Source organism: Streptomyces sp. Tu 3180, assembly GCF_009852415.1.
Classification (GTDB): domain Bacteria; phylum Actinomycetota; class Actinomycetes; order Streptomycetales; family Streptomycetaceae; genus Streptomyces.
In genome coordinates, this window is sequence record NZ_WOXS01000002.1 from 6185848 (window position 1) to 6211595 (window position 25748).

Below are 25748 nucleotides of genomic sequence, written 5' to 3' on the forward strand. Positions count from 1 at the left end.
GAAGACCGCGTCACGACCGGGTGGCACCCCCGCCCCGTCCCGGCCGCCGGTACCGGGTGGCAGGATCGAGACATGCCAGACGTGCTCGATTCCACCCCCTACGATGCCCTGCTCCTGCTCTCCTTCGGAGGCCCGGAGGGCCCGGACGACGTGGTCCCGTTCCTGGAGAACGTCACGCGCGGACGCGGCATTCCCAAGGAACGCCTGAAGGAGGTCGGACAGCACTACTTCCTGTTCGGCGGGGTCAGCCCCATCAACGACCAGAACCGCGCCCTGCTGGAAGCGCTGCGCGAGGACTTCGCCGGGCACGGCCTCGACCTGCCGGTCTACTGGGGCAACCGCAACTGGGCGCCGTACCTCACCGACACCCTGCGCGAGATGGTCCGGGACGGCCGCCGCCGCGTCCTCGTCCTGGCCACCAGCGCCTACGCCTCGTACTCCGGCTGCCGCCAGTACCGCGAGAACCTCGCCGACGCGCTCGCGACGCTGGAGGCGGAGGGCCTTCCGCTGCCGGAGATCGACAAGCTGCGGCACTACTTCAACCACCCCGGCTTCGTGGAGCCCATGGTCGACGGGGTCGTCCGGGCGCTCGCCGACCTCCCCGAGGACGTCCGGGACGGCGCGCACATCGCCTTCTGCACCCACTCGATCCCGAACGCGGCCGCGGACACCTCCGGCCCCGTCGAGGGGCACGGCGACGGCGGTGCCTACGTCCGCCAGCACCTGGACGTGGCCCGGCTGATCGCCGACGCCGTCCGGGAGCGCACCGGCGTCGACCACCCCTGGCAGCTCGTCTACCAGTCCCGTTCGGGCGCCCCGCACGTGCCCTGGCTGGAGCCCGACATCTGCGACCACCTCGAGGAGCGGCACGCGGCCGGGGTCCCGGCCGTGGTGATGGCCCCCATCGGCTTCGTCTCCGACCACATGGAGGTCCTCTACGACCTCGACACCGAGGCCACGGCCAAGGCCGAGGAGCTGGGCCTGCCGGTGCGCCGCTCGGCGACCGTCGGCGCCGACCCGCGGTTCGCCGCCGCGGTCCGCGAGCTGATCGTGGAGCGCGCCGCCGCCGCGCGGGGGCAGGACGTCACGCCGTGCGCCCTGGGCGCCCTCGGCCCGAGCCACGACCTGTGCCCGGTCGGCTGCTGCCCGGCCCGCACCCCGCGCCCCGCCGCCGCGGGCGCCGACAGCCCCTACGCATGAGGAGTCCCGTGACCGACCCCCTGCACGCGGAACTGCTGCAGCTCGCCCGTGAGGCGGCCCGCCGGGCGGGCGAGCTGCTGCGGGACGGCCGCCCGGCCGACCTGGCGGTCGCCGCCACCAAGTCCAGCCCGATCGACGTCGTCACCGAGATGGACATCGCGGCCGAGAAGCTGATCACCGGGCTGATCGCCGAGCGCCGCCCGGAGGACGGCCTCCTCGGCGAGGAGGGCGCCTCCACCGAGGGCACCAGCGGCATCCGCTGGGTGATCGACCCGCTCGACGGCACGGTCAACTACCTGTACGGCCTGCCCACCTGGGCCGTCTCCATCGCCGCCGAGCAGGACGGCGAGACGGTGGTCGGAGCCGTCGCCGCCCCGATGCGGGGCGAGGCGTACCACGCGGTGCGCGGCGGCGGCGCCTGGGCCACGGGCGCCTGGGACGGCGAGCGCCGGCTCACCTGCCGGCCCTCGCCGCCCCTGGACCAGGCCCTGGTCTCGACCGGCTTCAACTACGTCGCCGAGGTCCGCACCCACCAGGCCGGCGTCGCGCAGCGGCTGATCCCCCTCCTGCGGGACATCCGGCGCGGCGGCTCGGCCGCGGTGGACCTGTGCGACGTCGCCGCGGGCCGTCTCGACGGCTACTACGAACGCGGTCTGCACCCCTGGGACCTCGCCGCCGGTGACCTGATCGCCCGCGAGGCGGGCGCGCTGACCGGCGGACGCCCCGGAGAGCGCCCCTCGTGGGACCTCACGGTCGCGGCCGTCCCGGGCGTCTTCGAGCCCCTCCAGCGGCTCCTGGAGGACTTCGGCGCCTGGCACGACTGACCGGGGGCGCCGGTCCCGGGCGAGGGCCCGCCGGCGCCCGCCGTCCCGACGCGCCCGCGGCACCGGCTCGGGCACCCCGGAGGCGGACGGAAACGAAAGAGCGGGCCCCGGCGCCGGATCCGCCGGGGCCCGCTCTCCACGAGCCGGTCAGACGCCGGACAGGCCGACCTCCACGCCGTGCTCGGCGGCGAGACGGCGCAGGTCGTCGAGCTCGCCCTGCTCCACCTCGACGAGGAAGTCGTCGCCCTCGTCACGAGCCCGCGACAGATCGGACTCGGTCGCCTTTATGCGCTGCAGAAGTCCTGCGGTGAATGCGTCCATGCTGCGCCCCCTCGTCCTGGGTCGGTGGGTCGGTGGCACGGGGGTGTGCCGTTCGGAAGAGATGATCACGTCTGAAGCGGATGTCCCGCGCCGTACGGCCGGAGGCGACGGTGCCGGACACCCACACCCGCTCTGCGGAAGCGGTTCGATGCGCACCGCATGGTGGTGCGGTACATGCAGAGCGTGATCGCGGGATGTAAGACCCGTCCTCCCCAAGCTGCCTTCCGCGGAAACCTCACCGCACGAGAAAATCTCGTATTCCCGCTCCGTTCCCCCGGACGTTTCCCGGTCCCGCACCTGTACGCCACCGCGGCCGCACCGGCCGCCCCCGCCTTACAGCCGACTTATGGCCGAAAAGGGCAGGATGGAGGCCAACACCCCCATCAGCACCCCTGCACGCGTGCGCCCGCCGGCGCCGCCCGGCAGGACATGAGGAAGGACAAGCGACGTGCGCGTACTCGTCGTCGAGGACGAGCAGCTGCTCGCCGATGCGGTGGCCACCGGACTGCGCCGGGAGGCCATGGCCGTCGACGTCGTGTACGACGGTGCGGCCGCCCTGGAGCGCATCGGCGTCAACGACTACGACGTGGTCGTCCTCGACCGCGACCTCCCGCTCGTGCACGGTGACGACGTCTGCCGCAAGATCGTCGAGCTCGGCATGCCCACGCGCGTGCTGATGCTCACGGCGTCCGGCGACGTCAGCGACCGCGTCGAGGGCCTGGAGATCGGCGCCGACGACTACCTGCCCAAGCCCTTCGCGTTCAGCGAGCTCATCGCGCGCGTGCGCGCCCTCGGGCGGCGCACGAGCGTGCCCCTGCCGCCCGTCCTGGAGCGCGCCGGGATCAAGCTCGACCCCAACCGCCGCGAGGTCTTCCGCGACGGCAAGGAGGTCCAGCTCGCGCCCAAGGAGTTCGCCGTCCTGGAGGTGCTCATGCGCAGCGAGGGCGCGGTGGTCTCCGCGGAGCAGCTGCTGGAGAAGGCCTGGGACGAGAACACGGACCCGTTCACCAACGTGGTGCGGGTGACCGTGATGACCCTGCGCCGCAAGCTGGGCGAGCCGCCGGTCATCGTGACCGTGCCCGGCTCCGGCTACCGGATCTGACGGACGATGGCCGCCACCCCCGCGCCCCCCACCGCGCCCCCCAAGCCCACCTGGGACCCGAGGAAGCCGGAGCCGCCCTTCCCGTGGCTGCGCCCGACCATCCGGATACGCCTCACACTCCTGTACGGCGGCATGTTCCTGATCGCCGGGATACTGCTGCTGTCGATCATCTACCTGCTGGCCGCCCAGGCCCTGCGCACCGGCAGCCAGCCGCTGTACAAGATCGTCGACTTCGCCGACCTCAAGGTCGCCAGCAGCGACTGCCCGGTGGTGGACAACGGTGACCTGTCGCTGCCCGAGTTCAACGCCGCGATCAGCGACTGCATCGACCGCCAGCGCCAGGCCGCCCTGGACAACCTGCTCAGCCGCTCGCTGCTGGCCCTGCTCGGCCTCGCCGTCATCGCCTTCGCCTTCGGCTACGCCATGGCCGGCCGGGTCCTGTCGCCGCTGGGCCGGATCACCCGCACCGCCCGTGCGGTGGCGGGCTCCGACCTGTCCCGCCGGATCGAGCTGGACGGCCCGGACGACGAGCTGAAGGAGCTGGCCGACACCTTCGACGACATGCTGGAGCGGCTCCAGCGGGCGTTCACCGCCCAGCAGCGCTTCGTCGGCAACGCCTCGCACGAGCTGCGCACCCCGCTGGCGATCAACCGCACGCTCCTGGAGGTGCACCTGTCCGACCCGGACGCGCCGGTGGAGCTCCAGCAGCTCGGCAAGACCCTGCTGGCCACCAACGAGCGCAGCGAACAGCTCGTCGAGGGCCTGCTGCTGCTCGCCCGCAGCGACAACCAGATCGTCGAGCGCAAGGCCGTGGACCTCGCCGAGGTGGCCTCCCAGGCCATCGACCAGGCGCACGCCGAGGCGGAGGCCAAGGGCGTGGAGATCCGCGGCACCCGCGAGCCCGCGGTCGTCCAGGGCAACGGCGTGCTGCTGGAGCGGATCGCCCTGAACCTGGTGCAGAACGCCGTGCGCTACAACGTGCCCGAGGACGGCTGGGTCGAGGTCACCACCCAGGTCCAGCACGGCCAGGCGGTCCTGGTGGTGGCCAACACGGGACCGGTCGTGCCGGCGTACGAGATCGACAACCTCTTCGAGCCGTTCCGGCGGCTGCGCACCGAGCGCACGGGCAGCGACAAGGGCGTGGGACTGGGGCTGTCCATCGTCCGGTCGGTGGCCCGGGCGCACGGCGGGCACATCTCGGCCCAGCCGCGCGAGGGGGGCGGGCTCGTGATGCGGTTCACCCTGCCCCTCTGAGATCATGCCGCCGGCACACGGGGATGTTCGCTTTGCGCGGAATTCCAGAAGCGCTCTCCGGGTGTTCCCGTGTGTGATCGATCACAAGGGCGATTTTCCGGCCGTCCACTCTCCGTGATCATGCGGCCTGCCGGAAGGTCGGGAAAATCCCGGTTTTCAGGGGCCCTGATCACGGGAAGTACACGGTGAGACGCCTTTGAAGTGCGGTGCTCGGACCGTGTACGGTCCCCTTCGCCATCCAAGCCGATCACTCATGAGGAGTCCGGTTGGGTGTCGATTGAGTAACAGACCTTGATGTGAGGCAAAATCTCCGCCTCGGGTCGGGCACAAGTCCGGCCTCTCACGCGTTACGTGCGCTGGAGACACCGCAGACACCCAGAGGGGGAGAGCGACATGGCAACCGACTACGACACTCCACGCAAGACCGACGACGACGTCGATTCGGACAGCCTCGAAGAGCTGAAGGCTCGACGGAACGACAAGTCGGCTTCTGCCGTGGACGTCGACGAGTTCGAGGCCGCCGAGGGCCTCGAGCTGCCCGGAGCGGACCTCTCGAACGAGGAGCTGGCCGTCCGGGTACTGCCCAAGCAGCAGGACGAGTTCACTTGCATGAGCTGCTTCCTGGTGCATCACCGCAGCCAGCTGGCCCGCGAGAAGAACGGCCAGCCGATCTGCCGCGACTGCGACTGAGGACGGGTCGGCCGTGACTGGCTCGACCCCTCCCCGGAAGCGCCGCTTCCTCACGAGGGGAGCGGACCCAGGGCCGCAGGACGGCCCGCAGCACGACGCGCGTGACGACGAGCGGGGCTCAACCGGTACCGGGGCGGCCTCGCTCGAACCGGCAGCCGACCGGGGCGACCTCCCGGCGTCCGTGGAGGTCCCCGCCCCCGTGGCCCGCCGGCGGAGCGCGGTGTTCCGGGAGAAGGCCAGGGAAGGCGCCCACAAGGGCGGTCTCCGCGCGCGTGCGGGGCTGGCGTACCTCGCGGACCGGATCATCGAGATCTCCCCGCGTGTGCCCGTACGGGACCTCCAGACGCTGCGCAGGCAGTTCCCCGGGCTCGGTCCGGAAGAGCTCGCCGACAAGCTCGTGGCGGGAGCCGCGAAGGCCACGGCGACCGTCGGGGCCGGTGTCGGCGCGGCGGCGATGCTTCCCGTGCCGCCCGCGATGCCGACGGAGCTGGCCGCCGAGGTCACCGGCGTCGCGGCGATCGAACTGAAACTGATCGCCGAACTCCACGAGGTCTACGGCGTACGCCCGGCCGGCGGCCTCGCCCAGCGCAGCACCGTGTACCTGAACTCCTGGTCGGAGGAGCGCGGGATCGAGGCGACGAAGCCCTCGACCGTGAGCGCGGCGCTGAACAGCCGCATGAAGCGCGAACTGCGCCAGCGGATCATGAAGCGCACGGTCCGCAACCTGCCGAACCTGATGCCGTTCCTGGTGGGAGCCGTCGTCGGCGCGGCCATGAACCGCAGGGACACCAGAAAGCTCGCCGACCGCATCCGGGCGGACCTGCGCAGGATCCAGGTGCCCTGGGACGCGCTGCCCGCGCTCCCCGTCCTGGAGCGTCCCGCGGACGCCCTGGACATGGACCACCTGCCCGAGGACGCCCTCAAGGAACTCGGCGGCCACATCGGGAGAACCGGGAAGGCGGGGGAGGACGACGGCCGCGGGGCGCCGTGATGCGCCCCCGGACGAGACCTCGCCCGCGTGTTCCCCGCGCGTGTTCCCCCGGAGCGGCTACGCGGCGGCCTTCGCCGCCCGCAGCGCCTCGGCCAGACGCTCCGGCTCACGGGTCGACAGGAAGACGTAGGGGGTCGGGTCCTCCGGGTCCGTGATCTCCACGCGCAGCGCCCCCGGGATGTAGGCGCGCAGCAGCATGAAGGAGCGCGGGTCGGCCTTGTAGGTGCGCCAGGCGCGGGCCTCCTCGGCGTCCAGGACCTCCGCCTCGCCCAGCGCCGTCACCGGGATCCTCGCCTCGCCCGCGATCAGGCTGCCGCCCACGACCCGGATGCGCACCGAACCGTAGGAGCTGGCCACCACCGCCGCGACGGCGGTGCCGCCGGCCAGACCGCCGAGCATCGGCAGCGTGCCGAACGGCAGCAGGATCAGCGCCATGGAGACCCCCGCCAGGAAGGAGATCAGCCACCAGGAGCGGGGGGCGGTCAGGCGTTCTTCGTACGGGGCGGCGGAGAGCTGCATGGATCCAAGCTTGGCATGGTGTCGGGCCGTGACCGATGCGCGGGTAAGGTCTGCGGCTGTGAGTGGTACTTCCGCAGCTCTTCAGCCCCCGGCCGACGCCGTGAAACCGGTGCGCCATCCGGACGCCCCCGCACCCGGTGAGCTCCTCGGCGCCCACTACGGCCAGTGTTTCGGCTGTGGTGACGAGCAGGCCCACGGACTGCACCTCCAGGCCCGCGCCGGCGAAGGGGTGTCGATCACCGCCGAGTTCACCGTGCAGGCCGCCCACCAGGGCGCCCCCGGCCTCGCGCACGGCGGTGTGCTCGCCACCGCCCTGGACGAGACGCTCGGCTCGCTGAACTGGCTGCTGCGCGTCATCGCGGTGACCGGCAGGCTGGAGACCGACTTCGTCCGCCCCGTGCCGGTCGGCACGACGCTGTACCTGGAGGCGGAGGTCACGGCGGTGGCCGGCCGGAAGATCTACTGCAGCGCCACCGGACGCGTCGGCGGCCCGGACGGGCCCGTCGCGGTCCGCGCCGACGCGCTGTTCGTCCAGGTCAAGGTCGACCACTTCGTCGACCACGGCCGCGAGGAGGAGATCCGGGCCGCCATGAGCGACCCCGACCAGGTCCGGCGCGCCCGCGCCTTCGAGGTGAACCCGTGAGCGAGCCCGGCCGGGGCGCACTCGACGTGCTGCTCCGGCGCGTCGACCCGGACGTACCGCTTCCGGCGTATGAACACCCGGGTGACGCGGGAGCCGATCTGCGGACCACCGAGGCGTGCGAACTGGCCCCCGGCGAGCGGGCCGTCCTGCCCACCGGGGTGTCTGTGGCCCTGCCCGAGGGGTACGCGGCCTTCGTGCACCCGCGATCCGGTCTCGCCGCCCGCTGCGGCGTCGCCCTGGTGAATGCCCCGGGGACGGTTGATGCCGGGTACCGTGGGGAGATCAAGGTGATCGTGGTGAATCTCGACCCGCGCGAGACCGTGCGGTTCGAGCGCTTCGACCGGATTGCCCAACTGGTCGTCCAGCAGGTCGAGAGGGTCCGCTTCGTACCGGTGGCGGAACTTCCCGGCTCGGCGCGGGCCGAGGGGGGCTTCGGGTCCACCGGCGGGCACGCCTCGGTGGAGGGCGAGAACGGCACAAGCGGTCAGGCCGCCCTGGGCGGCACAGCGGGTGGGAATCGATACGCTTCGGTCGTATCCGACCGGGAAGGACAGTGACGTGTTCGGACGTCGCAAGAAGAGGGATGCCGCCGAGGGTGCGGCCGGCGAGGCCGAGCAGGTCGTCGACGGTGTCGACGCTGAGGCGGACGGCGAGGGCGAGCGGCTGAGGCTCGAGCCGGCCCCGCGGCCCGACGGGCCCTGGGACAGCTCCGAGGTCCGTGAACCCGGCGAGGGCCGGGTCGACCTGGGCGGTCTGTTCGTGCCCGGTGTCGACGGCATGGAGCTGCGGGTCGAGGTCGCGGGTGACGCGATCGTCGCGGCCACCGTCGTGCTGCGCGACAGCGCCATCCAGTTGCAGGCCTTCGCCGCCCCCAAGCGCGAGGGCATCTGGGGCGAGGTGCGCGAGGAGATCGCGGCCGGCATCACCCAGCAGGGCGGCATCATCGACGAGGTCGAGGGCCCGCTGGGCTGGGAGCTGCGGGCCCAGGTCCCGGTGCAGCTGCCGGACGGCACCGGCGGCTTCCAGGTCGTGCGGTTCGTCGGCGTGGACGGCCCCCGCTGGTTCCTGCGCGGGGTGATCTCCGGCCAGGGCGCGGTGCAGCCGCAGGCCGCCGGACTGCTGGAGCAGATCTTCCGGGACACGGTCGTGGTGCGCGGCGAGGGCCCGATGGCGCCGCGCGACCCGATCGTCCTGAAGCTGCCCAACGACGCCCAGATGGTCCCGGAGAACGTGCAGCAGGAGGAGGGCTCCCGGTTCGCGGGCGGCATGGGCCAGCTGCAGCGCGGCCCGGAGATCACCGAGGTCCGCTGACGGCACGCTTTCGACAGGGCCGCACCCGCCGGGTGCGGCCCTTCGTCATGGGCGCACGGAGCCGGCCGGTGCGGGAGACCGTGCGCGGACCCTTGACGGCGGATTGGTCTGTACCTACTGTCCCGGGCCAGTCGAGCGTTCAGAAAGACGCTCATTGTTCACACTTGAGAACGGATGGGCCCCCACATGTCCCCGGCACCCCCACATCACCGCCGCAGAGCCCGCACCGTCCTGTTCGCCCTCCTGACTACGGCCCTCGTCGGCACCCTGGTGCTCCGGCCGGACGCCGAGCGGGCCGACGCCGCCCCCGCCGCCTTCGTCCACCCCGGAGTCACCGTCTCGCGCGGCCAGCTGGACTTCGCCCGGAGCAAGGTCGAGGCCGGCGCCCAGCCCTGGAAGAGCGCCTTCGACCGGATGACGGCGAGCAGGTACGCCGACCTGAACCGCGTCCCGAAGCCCCGCGCGGTGGTCGAGTGCGGCTCGTACTCCAACCCCGACCACGGCTGCACCGACGAGCGCGAGGACGCGATCGCCGCCTACACCCACGCGCTCGCCTGGTACGTCACCCGCGACGAGCGCCACGCGCGCAAGTCCATCGAGCTGATGGACGCCTGGTCCGCCGTGATCCGGGACCACACCAACAGCAACGCGCCCCTGCAGACCGGCTGGGCCGCCTCCTCGTGGGCCAAAGCCGCCGAGATCGTCAAGCACACCTACGGCGGGGGCTGGGCCGGCTCCGGCCGCTTCGCCACCGTGCTCCGCGACGTGTACCTGCCCGAGATCATCAACGGCTCGAACTCCAACGGCAACTGGGAGCTGACGATGATGGAGGCCGCCGTCGGCATCTCCGTCTTCCTGGAGGACCGCGCCTCCTACGACAGGGCCATGGCGAGGTTCCGCACCCGCACCGCCGCGTACGTCTACCTGGCCTCCGACGGCGACCTGCCGAAGACCGTGCCGAGCCAGAACCTCGACACCCGCGAGAAGATCGTCAAGTACTGGCAGAACCAGTCCACCTTCGTCACCGGCCTCACCCAGGAGACCTGCCGCGACTTCACCCACACCGGGTACGGCATCTCCTCGATCTCGCACGTCGCCGAGACCAGCCGCATCCAGGGCCAGGACCTGTACGGCACCGACGTCGGCGAACGGCTGCGGCACGCCCTCGGGTTCCAGGCGAAGTACGAGCAGGGCGCGGCCGTCCCGGACTGGCTGTGCGGCGGCTCCCTGCACCTCGGCCTCGGCCCCGTCACCGAGGTCGGTCACAACGCCCTGCACAACCGGCTCGGCTTCGCCATGACCCACACCCAGGCGCTGACCGAACGCACCCGCCCCTCCGGCACCGACAACCTCTTCGTCGCCTGGGAGACCCTCACCCACGGAGACAACCCGGCCTGACCGTTGAAGGACCGGGCGCCCGGCGGGGATACTGGCGCCCGGTCCACGGGGGAGGGCGGGAAGATGAGCCAGGTGGCCGCCGAGACCATGGTGCGCGTCGAGGGCGTGCACAAGTCGTACGGCACCGGTGCCGCCGCGGTGCACGCGCTGCGCGGCGTCTCCTTCGACGTCCCGCGCGGCGAGCTGGTCGCCCTCAAGGGACGCTCGGGTTCCGGCAAGACCACGCTCCTGAACATCGTCGGCGGCCTGGACGCGCCCGACCGGGGGCGGGTCGAGATCGACGGACTCGACCTCGCCGGCCTCGGCGAGGACGGGCTGCTCGCCCTGCGCCGGGACCGCGTCGGCTTCGTCTTCCAGTCCTTCGGCCTCATCCCGATCCTCACCGCCGCCGAGAACGTCGGCGTACCGCTGCGGCTGCGCCGGGCCGACCCGCGCGAGCGCGAGGAGCGCGTCGAGCTGCTGCTGTCCCTGGTCGGCCTCGCCGACCACGCGGCACAGCGGCCCGGCGAACTGTCCGGCGGCCAGCAGCAGCGGGTCGCCATCGCCCGCGCCCTCGCCAACAGCCCCTCCCTCCTCGTCGCCGACGAGCCGACCGGCCAGCTGGACGCGGAGACCGGGCACGCCGTGATGGAGCTGCTGCGCGCGGTCGTCCGCAGCGAGCGGGTCACCGCGCTCGTCGCCACCCACGACACGACCCTGCTCGGCCTCGCCGACCGGGTCCTGGAGCTGGGCGACGGCCGGATCGTCGAGCCCTGACCCCCTCGCGCCCCGCGCCGGTGCCGAAGCCGCGTCGGGGGCGGGTCCCGCGCCCCGGCCGGTGTCCCCGCGCGCGCCGCCCGGCCTTAGGGTCGACTGCGTCCGGCCAGTCGACCGGAGGACAAGGAGGGCCATGGGACGCGGCATGCTTCGGATCCACCTCGGTGCGGCACCGGGCGTCGGCAAGACGTACGCGATGCTGTCCGAGGCGCACCGGCGCGTCGAACGCGGCACCGACTGCGTGGTGGCCTTCGTCGAGCACCACGGCCGGCCGCGCACCGAGGCGCTGCTGCACGGCCTGGAGCAGATCCCGCGCAGGGAACTGGAACACCGCGGGGCCGTCCTGTCCGAGATGGACCTCGACGCCGTCCTCGCCCGCCGCCCCCGGGTGGCCCTGGTCGACGACCTCGCCCACACCAACGTCCCCGGCTCGCGCAACGCCAAGCGCTGGCAGGACGTGGAGGAACTGCTGGCGGCCGGCGTCGACGTGCTCTCGACGGTCAACATCCAGCACCTGGAGTCGCTGGGCGACGTCGTGGAGTCGATCACCGGCGTGCGGCAGCGGGAGACCGTGCCGGACGAGGTGGTGCGGCGGGCGGACCAGATCGAGCTGGTCGACATGGCGCCCGAGGCGCTGCGCCGCCGCATCGCGCACGGCAACGTCTACCAGCCGGACAAGGTCGACGCGGCCCTGTCGAACTACTTCCGCCTCGGCAACCTCACCGCGCTCAGGGAACTGGCGCTGCTGTGGGTGGCCGACCGGGTCGACGCCCACCTCCAGCGCTACCGCAGCGAGCACCAGGTCTCCGCGATATGGGGCTCGCGCGAGCGGATCGTCGTCGGCCTGACCGGCGGGCCCGAGGGGCGGACCCTGATCCGGCGGGCCGCGCGGCTGGCGGAGAAGGGCGCCGGCGGCGAGGTCCTGGCCGCCCACGTCGCCCGCGGCGACGGACTCACCGCCGCCTCGCCGGAGGAGCTCGCCGAGCAGCGCATCCTGGTGGAGGACCTGGGCGGCACCTTCCACCACGTCGTCGGCGACGACGTCCCGGCCGCCCTGCTCGCCTTCGCGCGCGGGGCGAACGCCACGCAGATCGTGCTGGGCTCCTCGCGCCGCAAGGCGTGGCAGTACGTCTTCGGCCCCGGCGTCGGCGCGACCGTCGCGCGGGACTCCGGGCCGGACCTGGACGTGCACATCGTCACCCACGAGGAGATCGCCAAGGGGCGCGGGCTCCCGGTGGCCCGGGGCGCCCGGCTCGGGCGGTCGCGCACGGCGGCGGGCTGGGCGGTCGGCCTGGCCGGTCCGGCGCTGCTCGCCGTGCTGCTCAGCGCCGTCGACCCGGGGTTCGCCAACAACATGCTGCTGTTCCTGGCGCTGACGGTCGCGGCGGCCCTGGCCGGCGGACTGTGGCCGGCGCTGGCCTCGGCGGTGGCCGGCTCCCTGCTGCTCAACTACTTCCACACCCCGCCCCTGCACACCTGGACCGTCTCCGACCCCAGGAACATCGTCGCCATCGTGGTCTTCGTCGCCGTCGGCGCGGCGGTGGCCTCCGTCGTCGACCTCGCCGCCCGCCGCACCCAGCAGGCGGCCCGGCTGCGCGCCGAGTCGGAGATCCTGTCCCACCTCGCCGGCAACGTGCTGCGCGGCGAGACCGGACTGGAGGACCTGCTGGAACGGGTGCGCGAGACCTTCGGCACGGAATCGGCGGCCCTGCTGGAGCGCGCCGACGACGTCCAGCCGTGGACCTGCGCCGGACGCGCGGGCCGGGGGCGGACCGTCGAGCGGCCCGAGGACGCGGACGTGGACGTGCCGGTCGGCGACCACATGGCGCTCGCGCTGACCGGCCGGGTGCTGCCCGCCGAGGACCGCAGGGTGCTCGCCGCCTTCGCCGCGCAGGCCGCCGTCGTGCTGGACCGCCGCCGGCTGCGCGAGGAGGCCGACCGGGCCCGCGCCCTCGCCGAGGGCAACCGCATCCGCACCGCGCTGCTGGCCGCCGTCAGCCACGATCTGCGCACCCCGCTGGCCGGGATCAAGGCGGCGGTCTCCTCCCTGCGCTCCGAGGACGTCGACTGGTCGCCGCAGGACACCGCCGAACTGCTCGCGAGCATCGAGGAGGGCGCCGACCGGCTGGACCACCTGGTGGGCAACCTGCTCGACATGTCACGGCTGCAGACCGGGACGGTCACCCCGCTGATCCGCGAGACCGACGTGGACGAGGTGGTGCCGATGGCGCTCGGCGGGGTGCCCGAGGGCAGCGTCGCCCTGGACGTCCCCGAGGCCCTGCCCATGGTCGCCGCGGATCCGGGGCTGCTGGAGCGGGCGATGGCCAACGTGGTGGAGAACGCCGTCAAGTACAGCCCGCCCGGCGTCCCCGTCCTGGTCGCCGCCAGCGCCCTCGCCGACCGGGTCGAGGTGCGGGTGGTCGACCGCGGGCCCGGCGTCCCCGACGAGGCGAAGGACCGCATCTTCGAACCCTTCCAGCGGCACGGCGACGCCCCGCGCGGAGCCGGGGTCGGTCTCGGACTGGCCGTCGCGCGGGGGTTCGCCGAGGCCATGGGCGGCACGCTCGCCGCCGAGGACACCCCCGGCGGTGGCCTCACCATGACGCTCACCCTCCGCGCGGCGGCAGCGGAGTGCCCGGAGCCCGTACCCGCCGCAGAACCGGAAAGGCAGCCCTCATGACCCGTGTGCTGGTGGTCGACGACGAGCCGGCGATCGTGCGCGCCCTCGTGATCAACCTCAAGGCGCGCTCCTACGACGTCGACGCGGCCCACGACGGAGCCGGCGCCCTGGAGCTGGCCGCCGCCCGCCACCCCGACGTGGTCGTCCTCGACCTGGGCCTGCCCGACATGGACGGCGTCGAGGTGATCCGGGGGCTGCGCGGCTGGACCCGGGTCCCGATCCTGGTGCTGTCCGCGCGGCACGCCTCCGAGGAGAAGGTGCAGGCGCTGGACGCGGGGGCCGACGACTACGTCACCAAGCCCTTCGGCATGGACGAGCTGCTGGCCCGGCTGCGGGCCGCCGTGCGCCGCGCCGAGCCCGTCGGCGACGGGGGGACGTGGTGGTGGAGACCGACACGTTCACCGTCGACCTGGCCGCGAAGAAGGTCAGCCGCGACGGCAGGGACGTACGGCTGACCCCCACCGAGTGGCACCTGCTGGAGGCGCTGGTGCGCGGCGGCGGCCGTCTGGTGGCGCAGAAGCAGCTGCTGCGGGAGGTGTGGGGGCCGTCGTACGGGACGGAGACGAACTACCTGCGCGTGTACATGGCACAGCTGCGCCGGAAGCTGGAGGCGGATCCGTCACGTCCGAGGCACCTCATCACCGAGCCGGGGATGGGCTACCGCTTCGAGAAGTGAAGGTCAGGACGGTGCCGGCCGCGATGCCCGGGGGAGGCCGGACAGGGGCCGGTTCGGACCGGGGAACCGGGGGGTACGTAACCGTCAGTGCACCCCGGTACGCTTCAGACATGAGTGCTGTTCCTCGTTCCGAGAAGCCGGCAGGCCGGTTCCGGCGCATGCTCGACCGGCTCTCCTCGTCTCAGGAGGACCTGGAGTCCGAGGAGCTGCGTGAGGACGCCGAGACCGCCGGCTGTACGCGGATAGGTGACTGTCAGGACCGGCAGATCGTGACGGTTACTGGTACCTTGCGCACGGTCACGTTGCGGCCGCGCGCGGGAGTGCCGGCCCTGGAGGCCGAGCTGTTCGACGGCTCCGCCGCGCTGGACGTGGTGTGGCTCGGCAGGCGCTCCATCGTGGGGATCGAGCCGGGGCGCAGGCTGATCGCATCGGGCCGGATCTCGATGAGCCGGGGCCGCCGGGTGCTGTTCAATCCGAAATACGAACTGAGACCCCTCGGACGGGAGTAGCCGGTGACGTCGCTCGACAAGCCGACAACCGACGACAAGCCGACCACCGGAGACACCTCCTCGGACGACGCCCGGGCGGTGACCGAAGCCGCGCTGTTCGAGGCGTTCGGCGGGGTGCGGGGCATGGTCGAGACGGTGCTGCCCGGGCTCCTCTTCGTCAGCATCTACACGGTCAACAAGGACCTGCACATGTCGGCGATCGCGGCGCTCGCCGTGTCGCTGGTGATGGTCGTGGTCCGGCTGGTGATGAAGGACACCGTCAAGCACGCCTTCAGCGGGGTCTTCGGCGTCGCCTTCGGCGTGGTCTTCGCGATGATGACCGGCAACGCCAAGGACTTCTACCTGCCGGGCATGCTCTACACGCTGGGCCTGGCCCTGGCGTACATCGTCACCGCGATGGCCGGTGTCCCGCTGATCGGTCTGATGCTGGGCCCCGTCTTCCGGGAGAACCTCTCCTGGCGCACCCGCAATCCCGGTCGCAAGAAGGCCTACACCAAGGCCAGCTGGGCCTGGGGGCTGATCCTGCTCGGCAAGAGCGCGATCCTGTTCCCGCTGTACTGGTGGGCGGACACGACCCAGCTGGGCTGGGTGCTGGTCACGCTGAAGATCCCGCCGTTCCTGCTCGCCGTGTATCTGACGTGGGTGTTCCTGGCGAAGGCGCCCCCGCCGATCGACGTGTTCGCGGAGATGGAGGCGCGGGAGCGCGCGGAGGAGGAGCGCGAGGCCGCGTCCGCGCAGGAGGACGGCGGGACGGCGCCGGCCGGGCGGCACCGCCGGCGGGCGTAGCCACCCGGCGGCCGGTCCCGCCCCGGCCCGTACGCGAGCGAGGGCGCCCGGAGATCCCGAGATCTCCGGGCGCCCTCGCCGTCGTGGGGGCAGGCGCTCAGCGCGCCGTCTCGTCCCGGCGCACCGACAGCAGGTCCTCCAGCTGTTCCTCGCGGGCCTGGGCGGCCACGAAGAGCAGCTCGTCGCCCGCCTCCAGGGAGTCCTCCCTGGTCGGGGCCAGCACGCGCGTGCCGCGGATGATGGTGACCAGCGAGGTGTCCTGCGGCCACTGGACGTCCCCGACCCGGGTGCCGGCCAGCGCCGACTCCTCGGGCAGGGTCAGTTCGACGAGGTTGGCGTCGCCGTGGCTGAAGCGCAGCAGCCGCACCAGGTCGCCGACGCTGACCGCCTCCTCCACCAGGGCCGACATCAGGCGCGGTGTGGAGACGGCGACGTCCACACCCCAGGCCTCGTTGAACAGCCACTCGTTCTTCGGGTTGTTCACCCGGGCGACGACCCGCGGAACCCCGTACTCGGTCTTGGCGAGCAGCGAGACGACGAGATTGACCTTGTCGTCGCCGGTCGCCGCGATGACGACGTTGCAGCGCTGGAGCGCCGCCTCGTCCAGGGAGGTGATCTCGCAGGCGTCGGCGAGGAGCCACTCGGCCTGCGGGACGCGCTCGACCGAGATGGCGGTCGGCGCCTTGTCGATGAGCAGGATCTCGTGGCCGTTCTCCAGCAGCTCGCCCGCGATCGAGCGGCCGACCGCGCCGGCCCCGGCAATGGCGACCCTCATCAGTGACCGCCCTCCTGTTCGGGGCCCTTGGCGAACGCCGCCTCGACCCGGTTGATCTCATCGGTGCGCATCATCACGTGCACCAGGTCGCCCTCCTGCAGCACCGTCTGCGAGCTGGGCAGGATCGCCTCGCCGAGCCGGGTCAGGAAGGCGACGCGGACGCCGGTCTCGTCCTGGAGCCTGCTGATCCGGTGGCCCACCCAGGCCGTGGAGGTGTGCACCTCGGCGAGCTGCACCCCGCCGGTGGGGTCGCGCCACAGCGGCTCGGCGCCCGAGGGGAGCAGCCGGCGCAGCATCTGGTCCGCCGTCCAGCGGACCGTCGCCACGGTCGGGATGCCGAGGCGCTGGTAGACCTCGGCGCGGCGGGGGTCGTAGATGCGGGCGGCGACGTTCTCGATGCCGAACATCTCCCGGGCCACCCGTGCGGCGATGATGTTGGAGTTGTCGCCGCTGGAGACGGCGGCGAAGGCGCCCGCCTCCTCGATGCCGGCCTCGCGCAGGGTGTCCTGGTCGAAACCGACCCCGGTGACCCGGCGCCCGCCGAACGAGGAGCCCAGCCGGCGGAAGGCGGTGGGGTCCTGGTCGATCACGGCGACCGTGTGCCCCTGCTCCTCCAGGGTCTGGGCCAGGGCGGAACCCACCCTTCCGCAACCCATGATGACAATATGCATCGCGTCACACCGCGCTTCCTGCAGGCCCTTCGACCTTCACGACTCTCGTGCTCATGTCTCTCTTTCGGCTCGCCAGGCAACACGTCGCGGCCTGAGTGCGGGCCGCCGGGCAACATCATGCCGGTGGAACGCGGTTGCGATGCCCTCCGGGGGCCCGGCCGACGCGTTCGCCCGCCCGAGTCCAACGTATCGGCACCCCGCGGGAACGCCCGGCGCCCGGACGGGCCGCGGGAACCGGACGGGCCGGCGGAGACGGCGGGGAGCGGGAGGAAGCGAGAAGAGGCCGGGAGGAGCGAGGAGGAGCGAGGAGGCGCCGCGGGGCGCGCGGTCAGCGGCGCGTGATGCTCCGCACACTCGCCAGTGTGAGGATTCCGAGGCCGACGAGGGCGACCGCGGCGCCGATCAGTTCTGCGGTCGTGTGCATGGAACCTCCACGGAGCGGCAACGAACGGGGTTCGGTCATATAGGCATGGAAACCCCTCGACCTGCGGAATCCGCACCTCGATCACCCGGTGATTTCACCCGGAGGGCAGAGACCGTATGGATGCCGTATGGATGTGGGTGGCGGCTGAGCGGTCCCTCGCGCGAGCGCCTACGATGCTCTGTTGTGTCCAAACTGACCGACGTGCCCAAACGGATCCTGATCGGGCGCGCACTGCGCAGTGACCGGCTGGGCGAAACGCTCCTGCCGAAGCGCGTCGCCCTCCCCGTCTTCGCCTCAGACCCGCTGTCCTCCGTGGCGTACGCGCCCGGCGAGGTGCTGCTGGTCCTGTCCATCGCGGGCCTGTCGGCGTACCACTTCAGCCCCTGGATCGCCGTCGCGGTCGTCGTGCTGATGTTCACCGTGGTCGCCTCCTACCGGCAGAACGTGCACGCCTACCCCAGCGGCGGCGGCGACTACGAGGTGGCCAACACCAACCTGGGTCCCAAGGCCGGCCTGACCGTCGCGAGCGCCCTGCTCGTCGACTACGTCCTGACGGTCGCCGTGTCGATCTCCTCCGGCATCGAGAACCTGGGCTCGGCGATCCCGTTCGTCGTCGAGCACAAGGTGGCCTGCGCGATCGGCGTGATCGTGCTGCTGACGCTGATGAACCTGCGCGGCGTCAAGGAGTCCGGCACGCTCTTCGCCATTCCGACGTACGTCTTCGTGGCGGGCGTCTTCACCATGATCGCCTGGGGCACCTTCCGTTCGGTGGTGCTCGGCGACGAGATGCGGGCGCCGACGGCGGACTACGAGATCAAGCCCGAACACCCGGGCCTGGCCGGCTTCGCCCTGCTCTTCCTGCTCCTGCGCGCCTTCTCCTCCGGCTGTGCCGCGCTCACCGGCGTCGAGGCGATCTCCAACGGCGTCCCCGCGTTCCGCAAGCCCAAGTCGCGGAACGCGGCGACCACGCTCTCCCTGATGGGCCTGCTCGCCGTCACCATGTTCTGCGGCATCATCGCGCTGGCCATGGCGACCGACGTCCGCATGGCCGAGAACCCGGCCAAGGACCTGATCCACGACGGCGTCCCGCTCGGCGCGGACTACGTGCAGCACCCGGTGATCTCGCAGGTCGCCGAGGCCGTCTTCGGCCAGGGCAGCCTCCTGTTCATCGTGCTCGCCGCCGCCACCGCGCTGGTGCTGTTCCTCGCCGCGAACACCGCCTACAACGGCTTCCCGCTGCTCGGCTCGATCCTCGCCCAGGACCGCTACCTCCCCCGTCAGCTGCACACCCGCGGCGACCGCCTCGCCTTCTCCAACGGCATCGTGCTGCTCGCGGGCGCCGCCGCCCTGCTGGTGTGGGTCTACGGCGCCGACTCCACCCGGCTGATCCAGCTCTACATCGTCGGCGTGTTCGTGTCCTTCACGCTCAGCCAGACCGGCATGGTCCGGCACTGGAACCGCCTGCTGGCCACCGAGACCGAGCCGGCCAAACGCCGCCACATGATCCGTTCCCGGGCCATCAACACCTTCGGCGCCTTCTTCACCGGCCTGGTGCTGGTCGTCGTGCTCGTCACCAAGTTCACCCACGGCGCCTGGGTGGCGCTGCTCGGCATGTGCATCTTCTACGCGACGATGACGGCGATCCGTAAGCACTACGACCGCGTCGCCGAGGAGATCGCGGCCCCGGAGACCCCGGGCGACGACATGGCGCGGCCCTCCCGCGTCCACTCGGTCGTCCTGGTCTCCAAGATCCACCGCCCCACGCTGCGGGCGCTCGCCTACGCCAAGCTGATGCGCTCGGACACCCTGGAGGCGCTCAGCGTCAACGTCGACCCGACGGAGACCAAGGCGCTGCACGCGGAGTGGGAGCGGCGCGGCATCGACGTCCCCCTGAAGGTGCTCGACTCCCCGTACCGGGAGGTCACGCGGCCGGTCATCGAGTACGTCAAGAGCCTGCGCAAGGAGGCGCCGCGCGACGTCGTCTCCGTCATCATCCCCGAGTACGTGGTCGGCCACTGGTACGAGCACCTGCTGCACAACCAGAGCGCGCTGCGGCTCAAGGGCCGGCTGCTGTTCACGCCGGGCGTGATGGTGACCTCGGTGCCGTACCAGCTCCAGTCGTCCGAGGTGGCCAGGAAGCGGGCCCGCAAGCGGCAGGAGTGGGTCGCGCCCGGTTCGGTGCGGCGCGGTCCGGCGGAGCGGGCGAAGGAGTCCTCTCCGCAGAAGTAGACTGGTGGGCTGTTGTCGCGTGCCCACCGGCCGCCCGCCCGCCCTCGATCTTGTGGAGTCACCCCGCCATGCAGGCAGAACCTAGGAAATCACTGGTGGGGGAGGAGTACGAGGTCGAGATCGGCCCCGTCGCCCACGGCGGTCACTGCATCGCCCGTACGTCCGCCGGACAGGTCCTCTTCGTCCGGCACGCGCTGCCCGGTGAACGGGTCGTCGCGCGGGTGACGGAGGGCGAGGAGGGCGCCCGCTTCCTGCGCGCGGACGCGGTGACGGTGCTGGACGCCTCCAAGGACCGGATCGACGCGCCCTGCCCCTTCGCCGGACCCGGCCGCTGCGGCGGCTGCGACTGGCAGCACGCCAAGCCGGGAGCGCAGCGCCGCCTGAAGGGCGAGGTCGTCGCCGAGCAGCTCCGGCGCCTGGCCGGACTCTCGCCCGAGGACGTCGGCTGGGACGGCACCGTGATGCCCGCCGAGGGCGACAAGGTCCCCGCGGGCCAGGTCCCGGCCTGGCGCACGCGCGTGCAGTACGCCGTCACCGCCGACGGCCGCGCGGGACTGCGCCGGCACCGCTCGCACGAGGTCGAGCCGATCGACCACTGCATGATCGCCGCGGAGGGCGTCAGCGAACTCGGCATCGAGAAGCGGGACTGGACGGGCATGGACTCCGTCGAGGCGATCGCGGCGACGGGCTCGCAGGACCGCCAGGTCGTCCTGACCCCGAAGCCGGGCGCGCGTCTTCCGCTGGTCGAACTGGACCGCCCGGTCTCGGTCCTGCGCGTCGACGAGCGCTCCGGCCAGGTCCACCGCGTCCACGGCCGCCCCTTCGTCCGCGAACGCGCGGACGGCCGCACCCACCGCGTCGGCAACGGCGGCTTCTGGCAGGTCCACCCGAAGGCCGCCGACACCCTGGTCACCGCGGTGATGCAGGGCCTGCTGCCCCGCAAGGGCGACATGGCCCTCGACCTGTACTGCGGCGTCGGCCTGTTCGCGGGCGCCCTGGCCGACCGGGTCGGCGAGTCGGGCGCGGTCCTCGGCATCGAGTCCGGCAAGCGGGCCGTCGAGGACGCCCGGCACAACCTCGCGGACTTCCCCCGGGTGCGCATCGAACAGGGCAAGGTCGAGTCGGTCCTGCCCCGCACGGGCATCACGGAGGTCGACCTCGTCGTCCTCGACCCGCCGCGCGCGGGCGCCGGCCGCGGGACGGTGGAGCACCTGTCGTCCCTGGGCGCGCGCCGGATCGCGTACGTGGCCTGCGACCCGGCGGCGCTGGCACGGGACCTGGCGTACTTCCGGGACGGGGGGTACCGGGTGCGGACGCTGCGGGTGTTCGACCTGTTCCCGATGACGCACCACGTGGAGTGCGTGGCGATTCTGGAGCCTGCCAAGAAGGGCAGCTGACCTGCTGGTTCTGCGGGCCGGTCGGTCGTCGGCCGGTTCCTGATGCGGACCACCGGTGACGGCGCCCCGGACATCGTCGGGTTCGGCCCGCAGGGCGTGGTCGTCGCACGCGGACGCGGCGACGGCACGTTCGAGCCCTCGCGGCTCGTCCTGAACGACTTCGGGCACGCCCAGGGATGGACGGGCAGCAAGCACCTCCGGTTCCTCGCCGACGTCACCGGCGACGGCACCCCCGACATCGTCGGCTTCGGCGACGAAGGGGTCTGGGTGGCGCACAACCGCGGCGACGGCCGGTTCGACCAGGCCCAGCTGGTGTGCCGCGGCTTCGGGTACAGCGACGACGCGGGCGCCTGGCGGGTCGGCCGGCACCCCCGCTTCCTCGCCGACGTCACCGGTGACGGACGCGTCGACATCGTCGGCTTCGGCGGCCCGGGCGTGTACGTGGCCCGCAACCTCTTCCGCCGCTTCAGAACCCGGTGACCGACAGGGGCCCGCGGCCCGACGGTGCCGCGCGCGGGTCGGCCGCCGCGCGCGGCGGCGGTGCATCGGCACGGTGCCGGCGCGGTCAGCGCGCCCGTGCCGGCGCACCCCCGGCCGCCGGCGCCGGTGCGTCCGCGGGTACGGGTGGTGCGAAGCTGGTCCAGGCGGTGCGGGTGGGCAGCGGATGGACGGTGCGGCCGGCGACCGCGTTGAGGATCACGGCGGCCCGGTGGGCGCCGAGGCCGAGGTCGGGCGTGCCGACCCCGTGGGTGTGCAGCTCGGCGTTCTGTACGTACAGGCCGCCGGTGAGGGCGGGCCGGGTGACGACCCGGTGGTCCAGGCCGACCCGGTAGCGGCCCTGCTCGTCCCGGTCGACCAGGTGGGCGATCGGATCGAGGACCGCGGGGCGGACCGCGCGGTAGCCGGTGGCGAGCACCACCGCGTCCGTGCGGATCACCGTCTCGGTCCCGGAGTCGGTGTGCCGGCAGCGCAGTTCGAGGCTGCCGGCCGGGCCGGCGGTGGCCGCCGTCACCGCCGTGCCGGGGACGATCTCGACCGGCTCGGCGTCGATCGGCCGTCCGACGGTGCTCCGGTAGAGGTGGTCGTGGATCTCGGCGAGGGTCTCGGAGCTGGCCGCCTTGTACAGCTGCCACTGCTCGCCCACCAGGCGGTCGCGCACGGCGGCGGGGAGGCCGTGGAAGTAGCGGGTGTAGTCGGGGGTGAAGTGTTCCAGGCCGAGCTTGGAGTACTCCATCGGGGCGAACGCGCGGGTCCGGGTGAGCCAGCGCAGCCGGGTGCCGTCACCGGCGCGGGTGCGCAGCAGGTCGAGGAAGACCTCGGCGCCGGACTGGCCGGAGCCGAGGACGGTGATGTCCCGGGCGCCGTCCAGGGCGGAGCGGCGGTCCAGGTACTGGGCGCAGTGCCAGACCCGGGGGTGGTCGGCCAGGGCGGCGAACGCGGTGGGCCGGTACGGCTCGGTGCCGATCCCGAGCACGACGTTGCGGGCGGCGAACTCCCGGCCGCCCGCGGTGACCCGGAACAGCCGCCCGGCGGCGTCCCAGTGCACCGAGCCGACCGGGACGCCGAAGCGGCAGTTGGGCAGGCGTTCGGCCGCCCAGCGGCAGTAGTGCTCGTACTCGCGGCGCGGCAGGTGGAACCGCTCGGAGAAGTAGAACGGGAAGAGCCGCTGCTGGTGCCGCAGGTAGTTGAGGAACGACCAGGGGTTGGTCGGGTCGACCAGGGAGACGAGGTCGGCCAGGAACGGGACCTGCATCCTGGCCCCGTCGACCAGCAGGCCGGGGTGCCAGCGGAACTCCGTGCGGGCCTCGCAGAACAGCGTGCTCAGCTCCGGCACCTGGTCGCACAGCGCGGCGAGCGAGAGGTTGAACGGGCCGATGCCGACGCCGAGCAGGTCGTACGGTGCGGTCGGTGGCTGCTTCATGCTGGGGCGGTCCTCCTGGCGGGCGAGGCCGGTCGGCGGGTCATCAGGACGGCCCGTTTGCCGGGCAGGTCGAGCTCGGCCACGCGGTGGAAGCCCGCGTTGCGGAACGCCCGGACGGACGGGACGTTGCGCACGTCCGGCTCGCCGACCAGCCGGGGGGCGTGCCGCAGCAGATGGTCGGCGAGGGCGGTGAGCAGGATGCTGCCGAGCCCCCTGCCGCGTGCGTCGGGCGGCCCCAGCAGCAGGTGGATCCCGGTGTCGTGGGGTTGGGACCGGTAGTGGCGGGCGAGCGGGTCGAGGTCGGCGCGGTACACCTCCCAGTAGCTCATGGGCGTGCCGTCGAGCAGGCCCAGGCACGGGGTGCTGCGGCCGTCACCGGCCAGCTGGGCGCCCACGTGTCGCTCGGTGCGCTCGGCCGGCCCGTCGAGCGACCAGTACGCCGCGACGGCCGGGTCGTTCATCCACTCGGTGAGCAGCGGCAGGTCGGCGGGCCGGACGGGGCGCAGCCGGAACCCGCCGGCGGCGGTGGTCAGTGTGCAGGGGAGGGCGGGGGTGGTCACGGGACGGCCACCGGGTTGGGCACGGTGACGTACACCGACTGGGTGGCCACCGGGCCGACCAGCTCGTCGAGGCCCCTCAGGCGGGTGAGCAGGTTGGCCTTGCAGCGCAGGGTCGGCGCGTCGAGCAGGTGGGCGGGCAGGCTCGAGCCGGTCGCGGCGGCGGCGGGGCCGGCGAGGAAACGGCGCAGCAGGGTGAGCAGCTGCTGCTCGTCCGCCAGGCGCTGGGCGCCGAACGCGCCGGTCAGGCCGAGCACGTGGTTGATGCCGAGGTAGTAGCAGAACCGCTCGTCGGCGACCTGGTCGGGGACGAAGGTGTCGCTGGCCGCACCGATGCCGGGCAGGCGGGCGGACAGTTCGCCGGCCCTCGACCGGCGGAAGTAGTAGCCCTGGTTGTCGCGGTAGCGGCCGCCGGCGGGCCACCCGTCGGCGTCCAGCAGGACCAGGGTGTTCTGCTGGTGCGCCTCCAGGGCGATGCCGCCCCGGCCGTCCAGCCAGAGGACGGGCAGCACCACCGCGTCGAGGTAGCGCCGGAACCACTCGGCGGCCACGGCGGGCAGCGGCTGGGCGGTGCGGGCGGCGAGGCCGCGCAGCACCCCGGCCAGAGCGGAGTCGAGGGTGTCGCCGAGCGGCTGCTCGGCGACCAGTCCGGCGACGCAGTGCACCCGGGTGTCCGGGCCGAACGGCTGGCGGCGCACCACCGTGTCCAGGCCGTTGGGATCGGGCAGGCCGGGTGCGTCCAGGCCGATCCACGCCGGGTCGCGGACGATGTCGAAGCCGGGGTGCGCGGCCCGCCACTCGGCGGCGAGGCCCGCCTCCAGCAGCCGGTGCACCTCCAGGCCGCGGTGCAGCTCCTTGCGGAGGTTCTCCCGGCGGGAGTTGGTGATGCGCAGGCCGAGTGAGAGCTTGAGCATCCAGGGGGTGCCGGGGCGGAGCACGGTGCGGACCGAGGAGGTCGGGTGCCACGGTTCGCCGCGCGGGCCGAGGTCGTGCAGTCGGCCCTGCTCCAGCAGTGCCGCGACGGCCGGGCGCAGGGCGAGTTCGCCGGCCTGCCAGGGGTGCACCGGCAGTGCGGCGGTGCCCGGTGGCAGGGCGGCCGGGTCGCCGAGCAGGCGTGCGGTGATCTGCTCGGCGGTGAGCGGCTCGGCGGAGTCGGCGGCGAGCAGTTCCCGGTCGACGGCGTACCAGTGCAGGCGGAAGGCGCCGTGGGTCTCCGGGGAGTAGGCGGCGCTCTGGGCAGGCGCGAGACCGTCGCGGCCCTTGGGCGCGGGGTGCTGCGGGTGGCCGAGAAGCAGGGACTGCTCGGCGCGCAGGAACGGCAGGTGTTCCGGGTCGGCCGTGGTACGGCGGTACGCCAGGATCCCGGCGGTGCGGGCGACCGAGTCGGCGACCTGGGCCACCAGGGTGGCGAGGTGGCCGCCCTCGCCGCGTTCGGTGGTCGCGCCGATCAGGGCCGCGACGGTGACCGCGTCCACGGGGGCGGGCGGCCCGCCGGCCTCGGTCGGGCTGCCGAGGGTGACCGGCCCGAAGCGGTGCCAGCCGCACGGTGACCAGTACCGCACGGGGGCCACGAGCCGGGCGGCGCCGCCCAGCACCGGCACGTGCAGGACTCCGTCGGGGCCGGGGGCGGCGCCGGTCTCGCGCACCCAGCAGCGCAGCAGGTTCTCGGCGCCGGCGTGCTCGGCGGCGACGGCGGGGTCCGGATGGAGCAACGGATCGGTGCCGGGCTGGTGAGACGCGCCGGACGGGGCTCCGGTGAGGGCGGTGCTCATGGCTGCTGGCTGCTCCTTCGGGCGTTGGGGCGGCCCTGACGGGCACATGATGGCTATCGGCGTCCGGCCGCGTGACACGCAATCCGTTGCTCCTGACGGCCGGTCACCTCACTCGCAGGGGTGGCCGGGCAGAGCCGGAGCCGGTTCGGAGCCGGGAGACCGCTGCCGTGGTGTCGACGGCCGGTGAACGTCGGAGTCATCAGTGCCCCGGGCAGTGGGAGCCGGTGGACCGCTTCACCCGGCTGCCCGGTGCCGGCGGGCACGACGGCCACTGTCCTGTGCACGCTCGACCAGGCGCCCACCGCACCCGGCCGCGCCCCGTGGACCCATGAGGAGCCCGTC

23 protein-coding genes and 2 pseudogenes are annotated in these 25748 nt (G+C 72.9%); 18 read left to right on the forward strand and 7 right to left on the reverse strand.

The window, feature by feature from the left end; all coding sequences use genetic code 11:
* The first annotated feature begins 72 nt into the window (after window positions 1-72).
* Window positions 73-1200: a ferrochelatase gene (locus GL259_RS28680; protein WP_159536187.1), complete on the forward strand. Its 1128-nt coding sequence runs from the start codon at window positions 73-75 to the stop codon at window positions 1198-1200.
* An 8-nt stretch (window positions 1201-1208) separates the two neighbouring features.
* The gene (locus tag GL259_RS28685; protein WP_159536188.1) at window positions 1209-2024 is read left to right on the forward strand and encodes an inositol monophosphatase family protein; all 816 of its coding nucleotides are present in this window, start codon (window positions 1209-1211) and stop codon (window positions 2022-2024) included.
* A gap of 147 nt (window positions 2025-2171) precedes the next feature.
* Here the strand turns inward: GL259_RS28685 and GL259_RS37775 are convergent, their stop codons facing one another.
* Entirely contained in the window at window positions 2172-2345 is a 174-nt protein-coding gene (locus tag GL259_RS37775; RefSeq protein WP_166461570.1) for a hypothetical protein, read from the reverse strand.
* Between the two features lie 448 nt (window positions 2346-2793).
* Between GL259_RS37775 and GL259_RS28690 the strand changes: the two genes are divergently transcribed.
* From GL259_RS28690 to GL259_RS28705, 4 genes are all read left to right on the forward strand, one after another.
* Window positions 2794-3447: a response regulator transcription factor gene (locus GL259_RS28690; protein WP_003993508.1), complete on the forward strand. Its 654-nt coding sequence runs from the start codon at window positions 2794-2796 to the stop codon at window positions 3445-3447.
* Between the two features lie 6 nt (window positions 3448-3453).
* Window positions 3454-4701, forward strand: coding sequence for a HAMP domain-containing sensor histidine kinase (locus tag GL259_RS28695; RefSeq protein ID WP_159536189.1), 1248 nt, complete (start codon window positions 3454-3456; stop codon window positions 4699-4701).
* A 393-nt stretch (window positions 4702-5094) separates the two neighbouring features.
* The gene (locus GL259_RS28700) at window positions 5095-5391 is read left to right on the forward strand and encodes a DUF4193 domain-containing protein (protein WP_003993510.1); all 297 of its coding nucleotides are present in this window, start codon (window positions 5095-5097) and stop codon (window positions 5389-5391) included.
* A 13-nt stretch (window positions 5392-5404) separates the two neighbouring features.
* Window positions 5405-6382 (forward strand): hypothetical protein, encoded by a 978-nt coding sequence (locus tag GL259_RS28705; RefSeq protein WP_159536190.1) that lies wholly within the window; start codon window positions 5405-5407, stop codon window positions 6380-6382.
* A 57-nt stretch (window positions 6383-6439) separates the two neighbouring features.
* Here GL259_RS28705 and GL259_RS28710 read toward each other — a convergent pair whose 3' ends face one another.
* Window positions 6440-6901: a DUF3093 domain-containing protein gene (locus GL259_RS28710; protein ID WP_159536191.1), complete on the reverse strand. Its 462-nt coding sequence runs from the start codon at window positions 6899-6901 to the stop codon at window positions 6440-6442.
* 58 nt (window positions 6902-6959) lie between these two features.
* On the opposite strand from GL259_RS28710, the gene GL259_RS28715 reads away from it, so the two are divergent.
* The 9 genes and pseudogenes from GL259_RS28715 (at window position 6960) to GL259_RS28755 (ending at window position 15660) form a co-directional block, all read left to right on the forward strand.
* Window positions 6960-7544 (forward strand): PaaI family thioesterase, encoded by a 585-nt coding sequence (locus tag GL259_RS28715; protein WP_159536192.1) that lies wholly within the window; start codon window positions 6960-6962, stop codon window positions 7542-7544.
* The gene (gene dut / locus GL259_RS28720; protein ID WP_159536193.1) at window positions 7541-8101 is read left to right on the forward strand and encodes a dUTP diphosphatase; all 561 of its coding nucleotides are present in this window, start codon (window positions 7541-7543) and stop codon (window positions 8099-8101) included. The genes GL259_RS28715 and dut overlap by 4 nt, the downstream gene beginning before the upstream one ends.
* A gap of 1 nt (window position 8102) precedes the next feature.
* Window positions 8103-8855 carry a DUF3710 domain-containing protein gene (locus GL259_RS28725; protein ID WP_159536194.1) on the forward strand — a complete coding sequence of 251 codons (753 nt, stop codon included), beginning with the start codon at window positions 8103-8105 and terminating at the stop codon, window positions 8853-8855.
* Window positions 8856-9041: 186 nt separating this feature from the next.
* The gene (locus GL259_RS28730; protein ID WP_159536195.1) at window positions 9042-10253 is read left to right on the forward strand and encodes an alginate lyase family protein; all 1212 of its coding nucleotides are present in this window, start codon (window positions 9042-9044) and stop codon (window positions 10251-10253) included.
* Window positions 10254-10316: 63 nt separating this feature from the next.
* Window positions 10317-11009: an ABC transporter ATP-binding protein gene (locus GL259_RS28735; RefSeq protein ID WP_159536196.1), complete on the forward strand. Its 693-nt coding sequence runs from the start codon at window positions 10317-10319 to the stop codon at window positions 11007-11009.
* 133 nt (window positions 11010-11142) lie between these two features.
* Window positions 11143-13689 carry a sensor histidine kinase KdpD gene (locus GL259_RS28740; RefSeq protein ID WP_159536197.1) on the forward strand — a complete coding sequence of 849 codons (2547 nt, stop codon included), beginning with the start codon at window positions 11143-11145 and terminating at the stop codon, window positions 13687-13689.
* A pseudogene (locus tag GL259_RS28745) lies at window positions 13686-14365 on the forward strand (response regulator). The gene GL259_RS28740 and the pseudogene GL259_RS28745 overlap by 4 nt, the downstream one beginning before the upstream one ends.
* A gap of 110 nt (window positions 14366-14475) precedes the next feature.
* Complete coding sequence (locus tag GL259_RS28750; RefSeq protein WP_159536198.1) at window positions 14476-14874, forward strand: OB-fold nucleic acid binding domain-containing protein; 399 nt, start codon at window positions 14476-14478, stop codon at window positions 14872-14874.
* Between the two features lie 3 nt (window positions 14875-14877).
* Entirely contained in the window at window positions 14878-15660 is a 783-nt protein-coding gene (locus tag GL259_RS28755) for a DUF3159 domain-containing protein (RefSeq protein ID WP_159536199.1), read from the forward strand.
* 97 nt (window positions 15661-15757) lie between these two features.
* On the opposite strand, the gene GL259_RS28760 is transcribed toward GL259_RS28755, so the two are convergent.
* Complete coding sequence (locus GL259_RS28760; RefSeq protein ID WP_159536200.1) at window positions 15758-16435, reverse strand: TrkA family potassium uptake protein; 678 nt, start codon at window positions 16433-16435, stop codon at window positions 15758-15760.
* The gene (locus tag GL259_RS28765; RefSeq protein ID WP_159536201.1) at window positions 16435-17106 is read right to left on the reverse strand and encodes a TrkA family potassium uptake protein; all 672 of its coding nucleotides are present in this window, start codon (window positions 17104-17106) and stop codon (window positions 16435-16437) included. Before GL259_RS28765 ends, GL259_RS28760 begins: the two co-directional genes overlap by 1 nt.
* A gap of 607 nt (window positions 17107-17713) precedes the next feature.
* Here GL259_RS28765 and GL259_RS28770 point away from each other — a divergent pair.
* The 3 genes and pseudogenes from GL259_RS28770 to GL259_RS28780 all read left to right on the forward strand — a co-directional run.
* The gene (locus GL259_RS28770) at window positions 17714-19759 is read left to right on the forward strand and encodes an APC family permease (RefSeq protein WP_159536202.1); all 2046 of its coding nucleotides are present in this window, start codon (window positions 17714-17716) and stop codon (window positions 19757-19759) included.
* A gap of 68 nt (window positions 19760-19827) precedes the next feature.
* Window positions 19828-21156 (forward strand): TRAM domain-containing protein, encoded by a 1329-nt coding sequence (locus tag GL259_RS28775; protein WP_159536203.1) that lies wholly within the window; start codon window positions 19828-19830, stop codon window positions 21154-21156.
* Between the two features lie 33 nt (window positions 21157-21189).
* A pseudogene (locus GL259_RS28780) lies at window positions 21190-21636 on the forward strand (VCBS repeat-containing protein); the annotation flags it as partial.
* Between the two features lie 85 nt (window positions 21637-21721).
* Here the strand turns inward: GL259_RS28780 and GL259_RS28785 are convergent.
* The 3 genes from GL259_RS28785 to GL259_RS28795 are packed head-to-tail and all read right to left on the reverse strand — an operon-like array spanning window position 21722 to window position 25406.
* The gene (locus tag GL259_RS28785) at window positions 21722-23077 is read right to left on the reverse strand and encodes a SidA/IucD/PvdA family monooxygenase (protein WP_159536204.1); all 1356 of its coding nucleotides are present in this window, start codon (window positions 23075-23077) and stop codon (window positions 21722-21724) included.
* Window positions 23074-23742: a GNAT family N-acetyltransferase gene (locus GL259_RS28790; RefSeq protein ID WP_159539053.1), complete on the reverse strand. Its 669-nt coding sequence runs from the start codon at window positions 23740-23742 to the stop codon at window positions 23074-23076. Before GL259_RS28790 ends, GL259_RS28785 begins: the two co-directional genes overlap by 4 nt.
* Window positions 23634-25406 (reverse strand): IucA/IucC family protein, encoded by a 1773-nt coding sequence (locus GL259_RS28795; RefSeq protein ID WP_159536205.1) that lies wholly within the window; start codon window positions 25404-25406, stop codon window positions 23634-23636. The genes GL259_RS28790 and GL259_RS28795 overlap by 109 nt, the downstream gene beginning before the upstream one ends.
* Between the last annotated feature and the right edge of the window lie 342 nt (window positions 25407-25748).

Bases quoted from the DNA above. Each gene is read 5' to 3' on its own strand.
- GL259_RS28775 (WP_159536203.1), top strand. From the start codon at position 19,828: ATGCAGGCAGAACCTAGGAAATCACTGGTGGGGGAGGAGTACGAGGTC.
- GL259_RS28750 (WP_159536198.1), top strand. From the start codon at position 14,476: ATGAGTGCTGTTCCTCGTTCCGAGAAGCCGGCAGGCCGGTTCCGGCGC.
- GL259_RS37775 (WP_166461570.1), bottom strand. From the start codon at position 2,345: ATGGACGCATTCACCGCAGGACTTCTGCAGCGCATAAAGGCGACCGAG.
- GL259_RS28785 (WP_159536204.1), bottom strand. From the start codon at position 23,077: ATGAAGCAGCCACCGACCGCACCGTACGACCTGCTCGGCGTCGGCATC.
- GL259_RS28765 (WP_159536201.1), bottom strand. From the start codon at position 17,106: ATGCATATTGTCATCATGGGTTGCGGAAGGGTGGGTTCCGCCCTGGCC.
- GL259_RS28680 (WP_159536187.1), top strand. From the start codon at position 73: ATGCCAGACGTGCTCGATTCCACCCCCTACGATGCCCTGCTCCTGCTC.
- GL259_RS28695 (WP_159536189.1), top strand. From the start codon at position 3,454: ATGGCCGCCACCCCCGCGCCCCCCACCGCGCCCCCCAAGCCCACCTGG.
- GL259_RS28710 (WP_159536191.1), bottom strand. From the start codon at position 6,901: ATGCAGCTCTCCGCCGCCCCGTACGAAGAACGCCTGACCGCCCCCCGC.
- GL259_RS28795 (WP_159536205.1), bottom strand. From the start codon at position 25,406: ATGAGCACCGCCCTCACCGGAGCCCCGTCCGGCGCGTCTCACCAGCCC.
- GL259_RS28760 (WP_159536200.1), bottom strand. From the start codon at position 16,435: ATGAGGGTCGCCATTGCCGGGGCCGGCGCGGTCGGCCGCTCGATCGCG.
- GL259_RS28700 (WP_003993510.1), top strand. From the start codon at position 5,095: ATGGCAACCGACTACGACACTCCACGCAAGACCGACGACGACGTCGAT.
- GL259_RS28740 (WP_159536197.1), top strand. From the start codon at position 11,143: ATGGGACGCGGCATGCTTCGGATCCACCTCGGTGCGGCACCGGGCGTC.
- GL259_RS28730 (WP_159536195.1), top strand. From the start codon at position 9,042: ATGTCCCCGGCACCCCCACATCACCGCCGCAGAGCCCGCACCGTCCTG.
- GL259_RS28735 (WP_159536196.1), top strand. From the start codon at position 10,317: ATGAGCCAGGTGGCCGCCGAGACCATGGTGCGCGTCGAGGGCGTGCAC.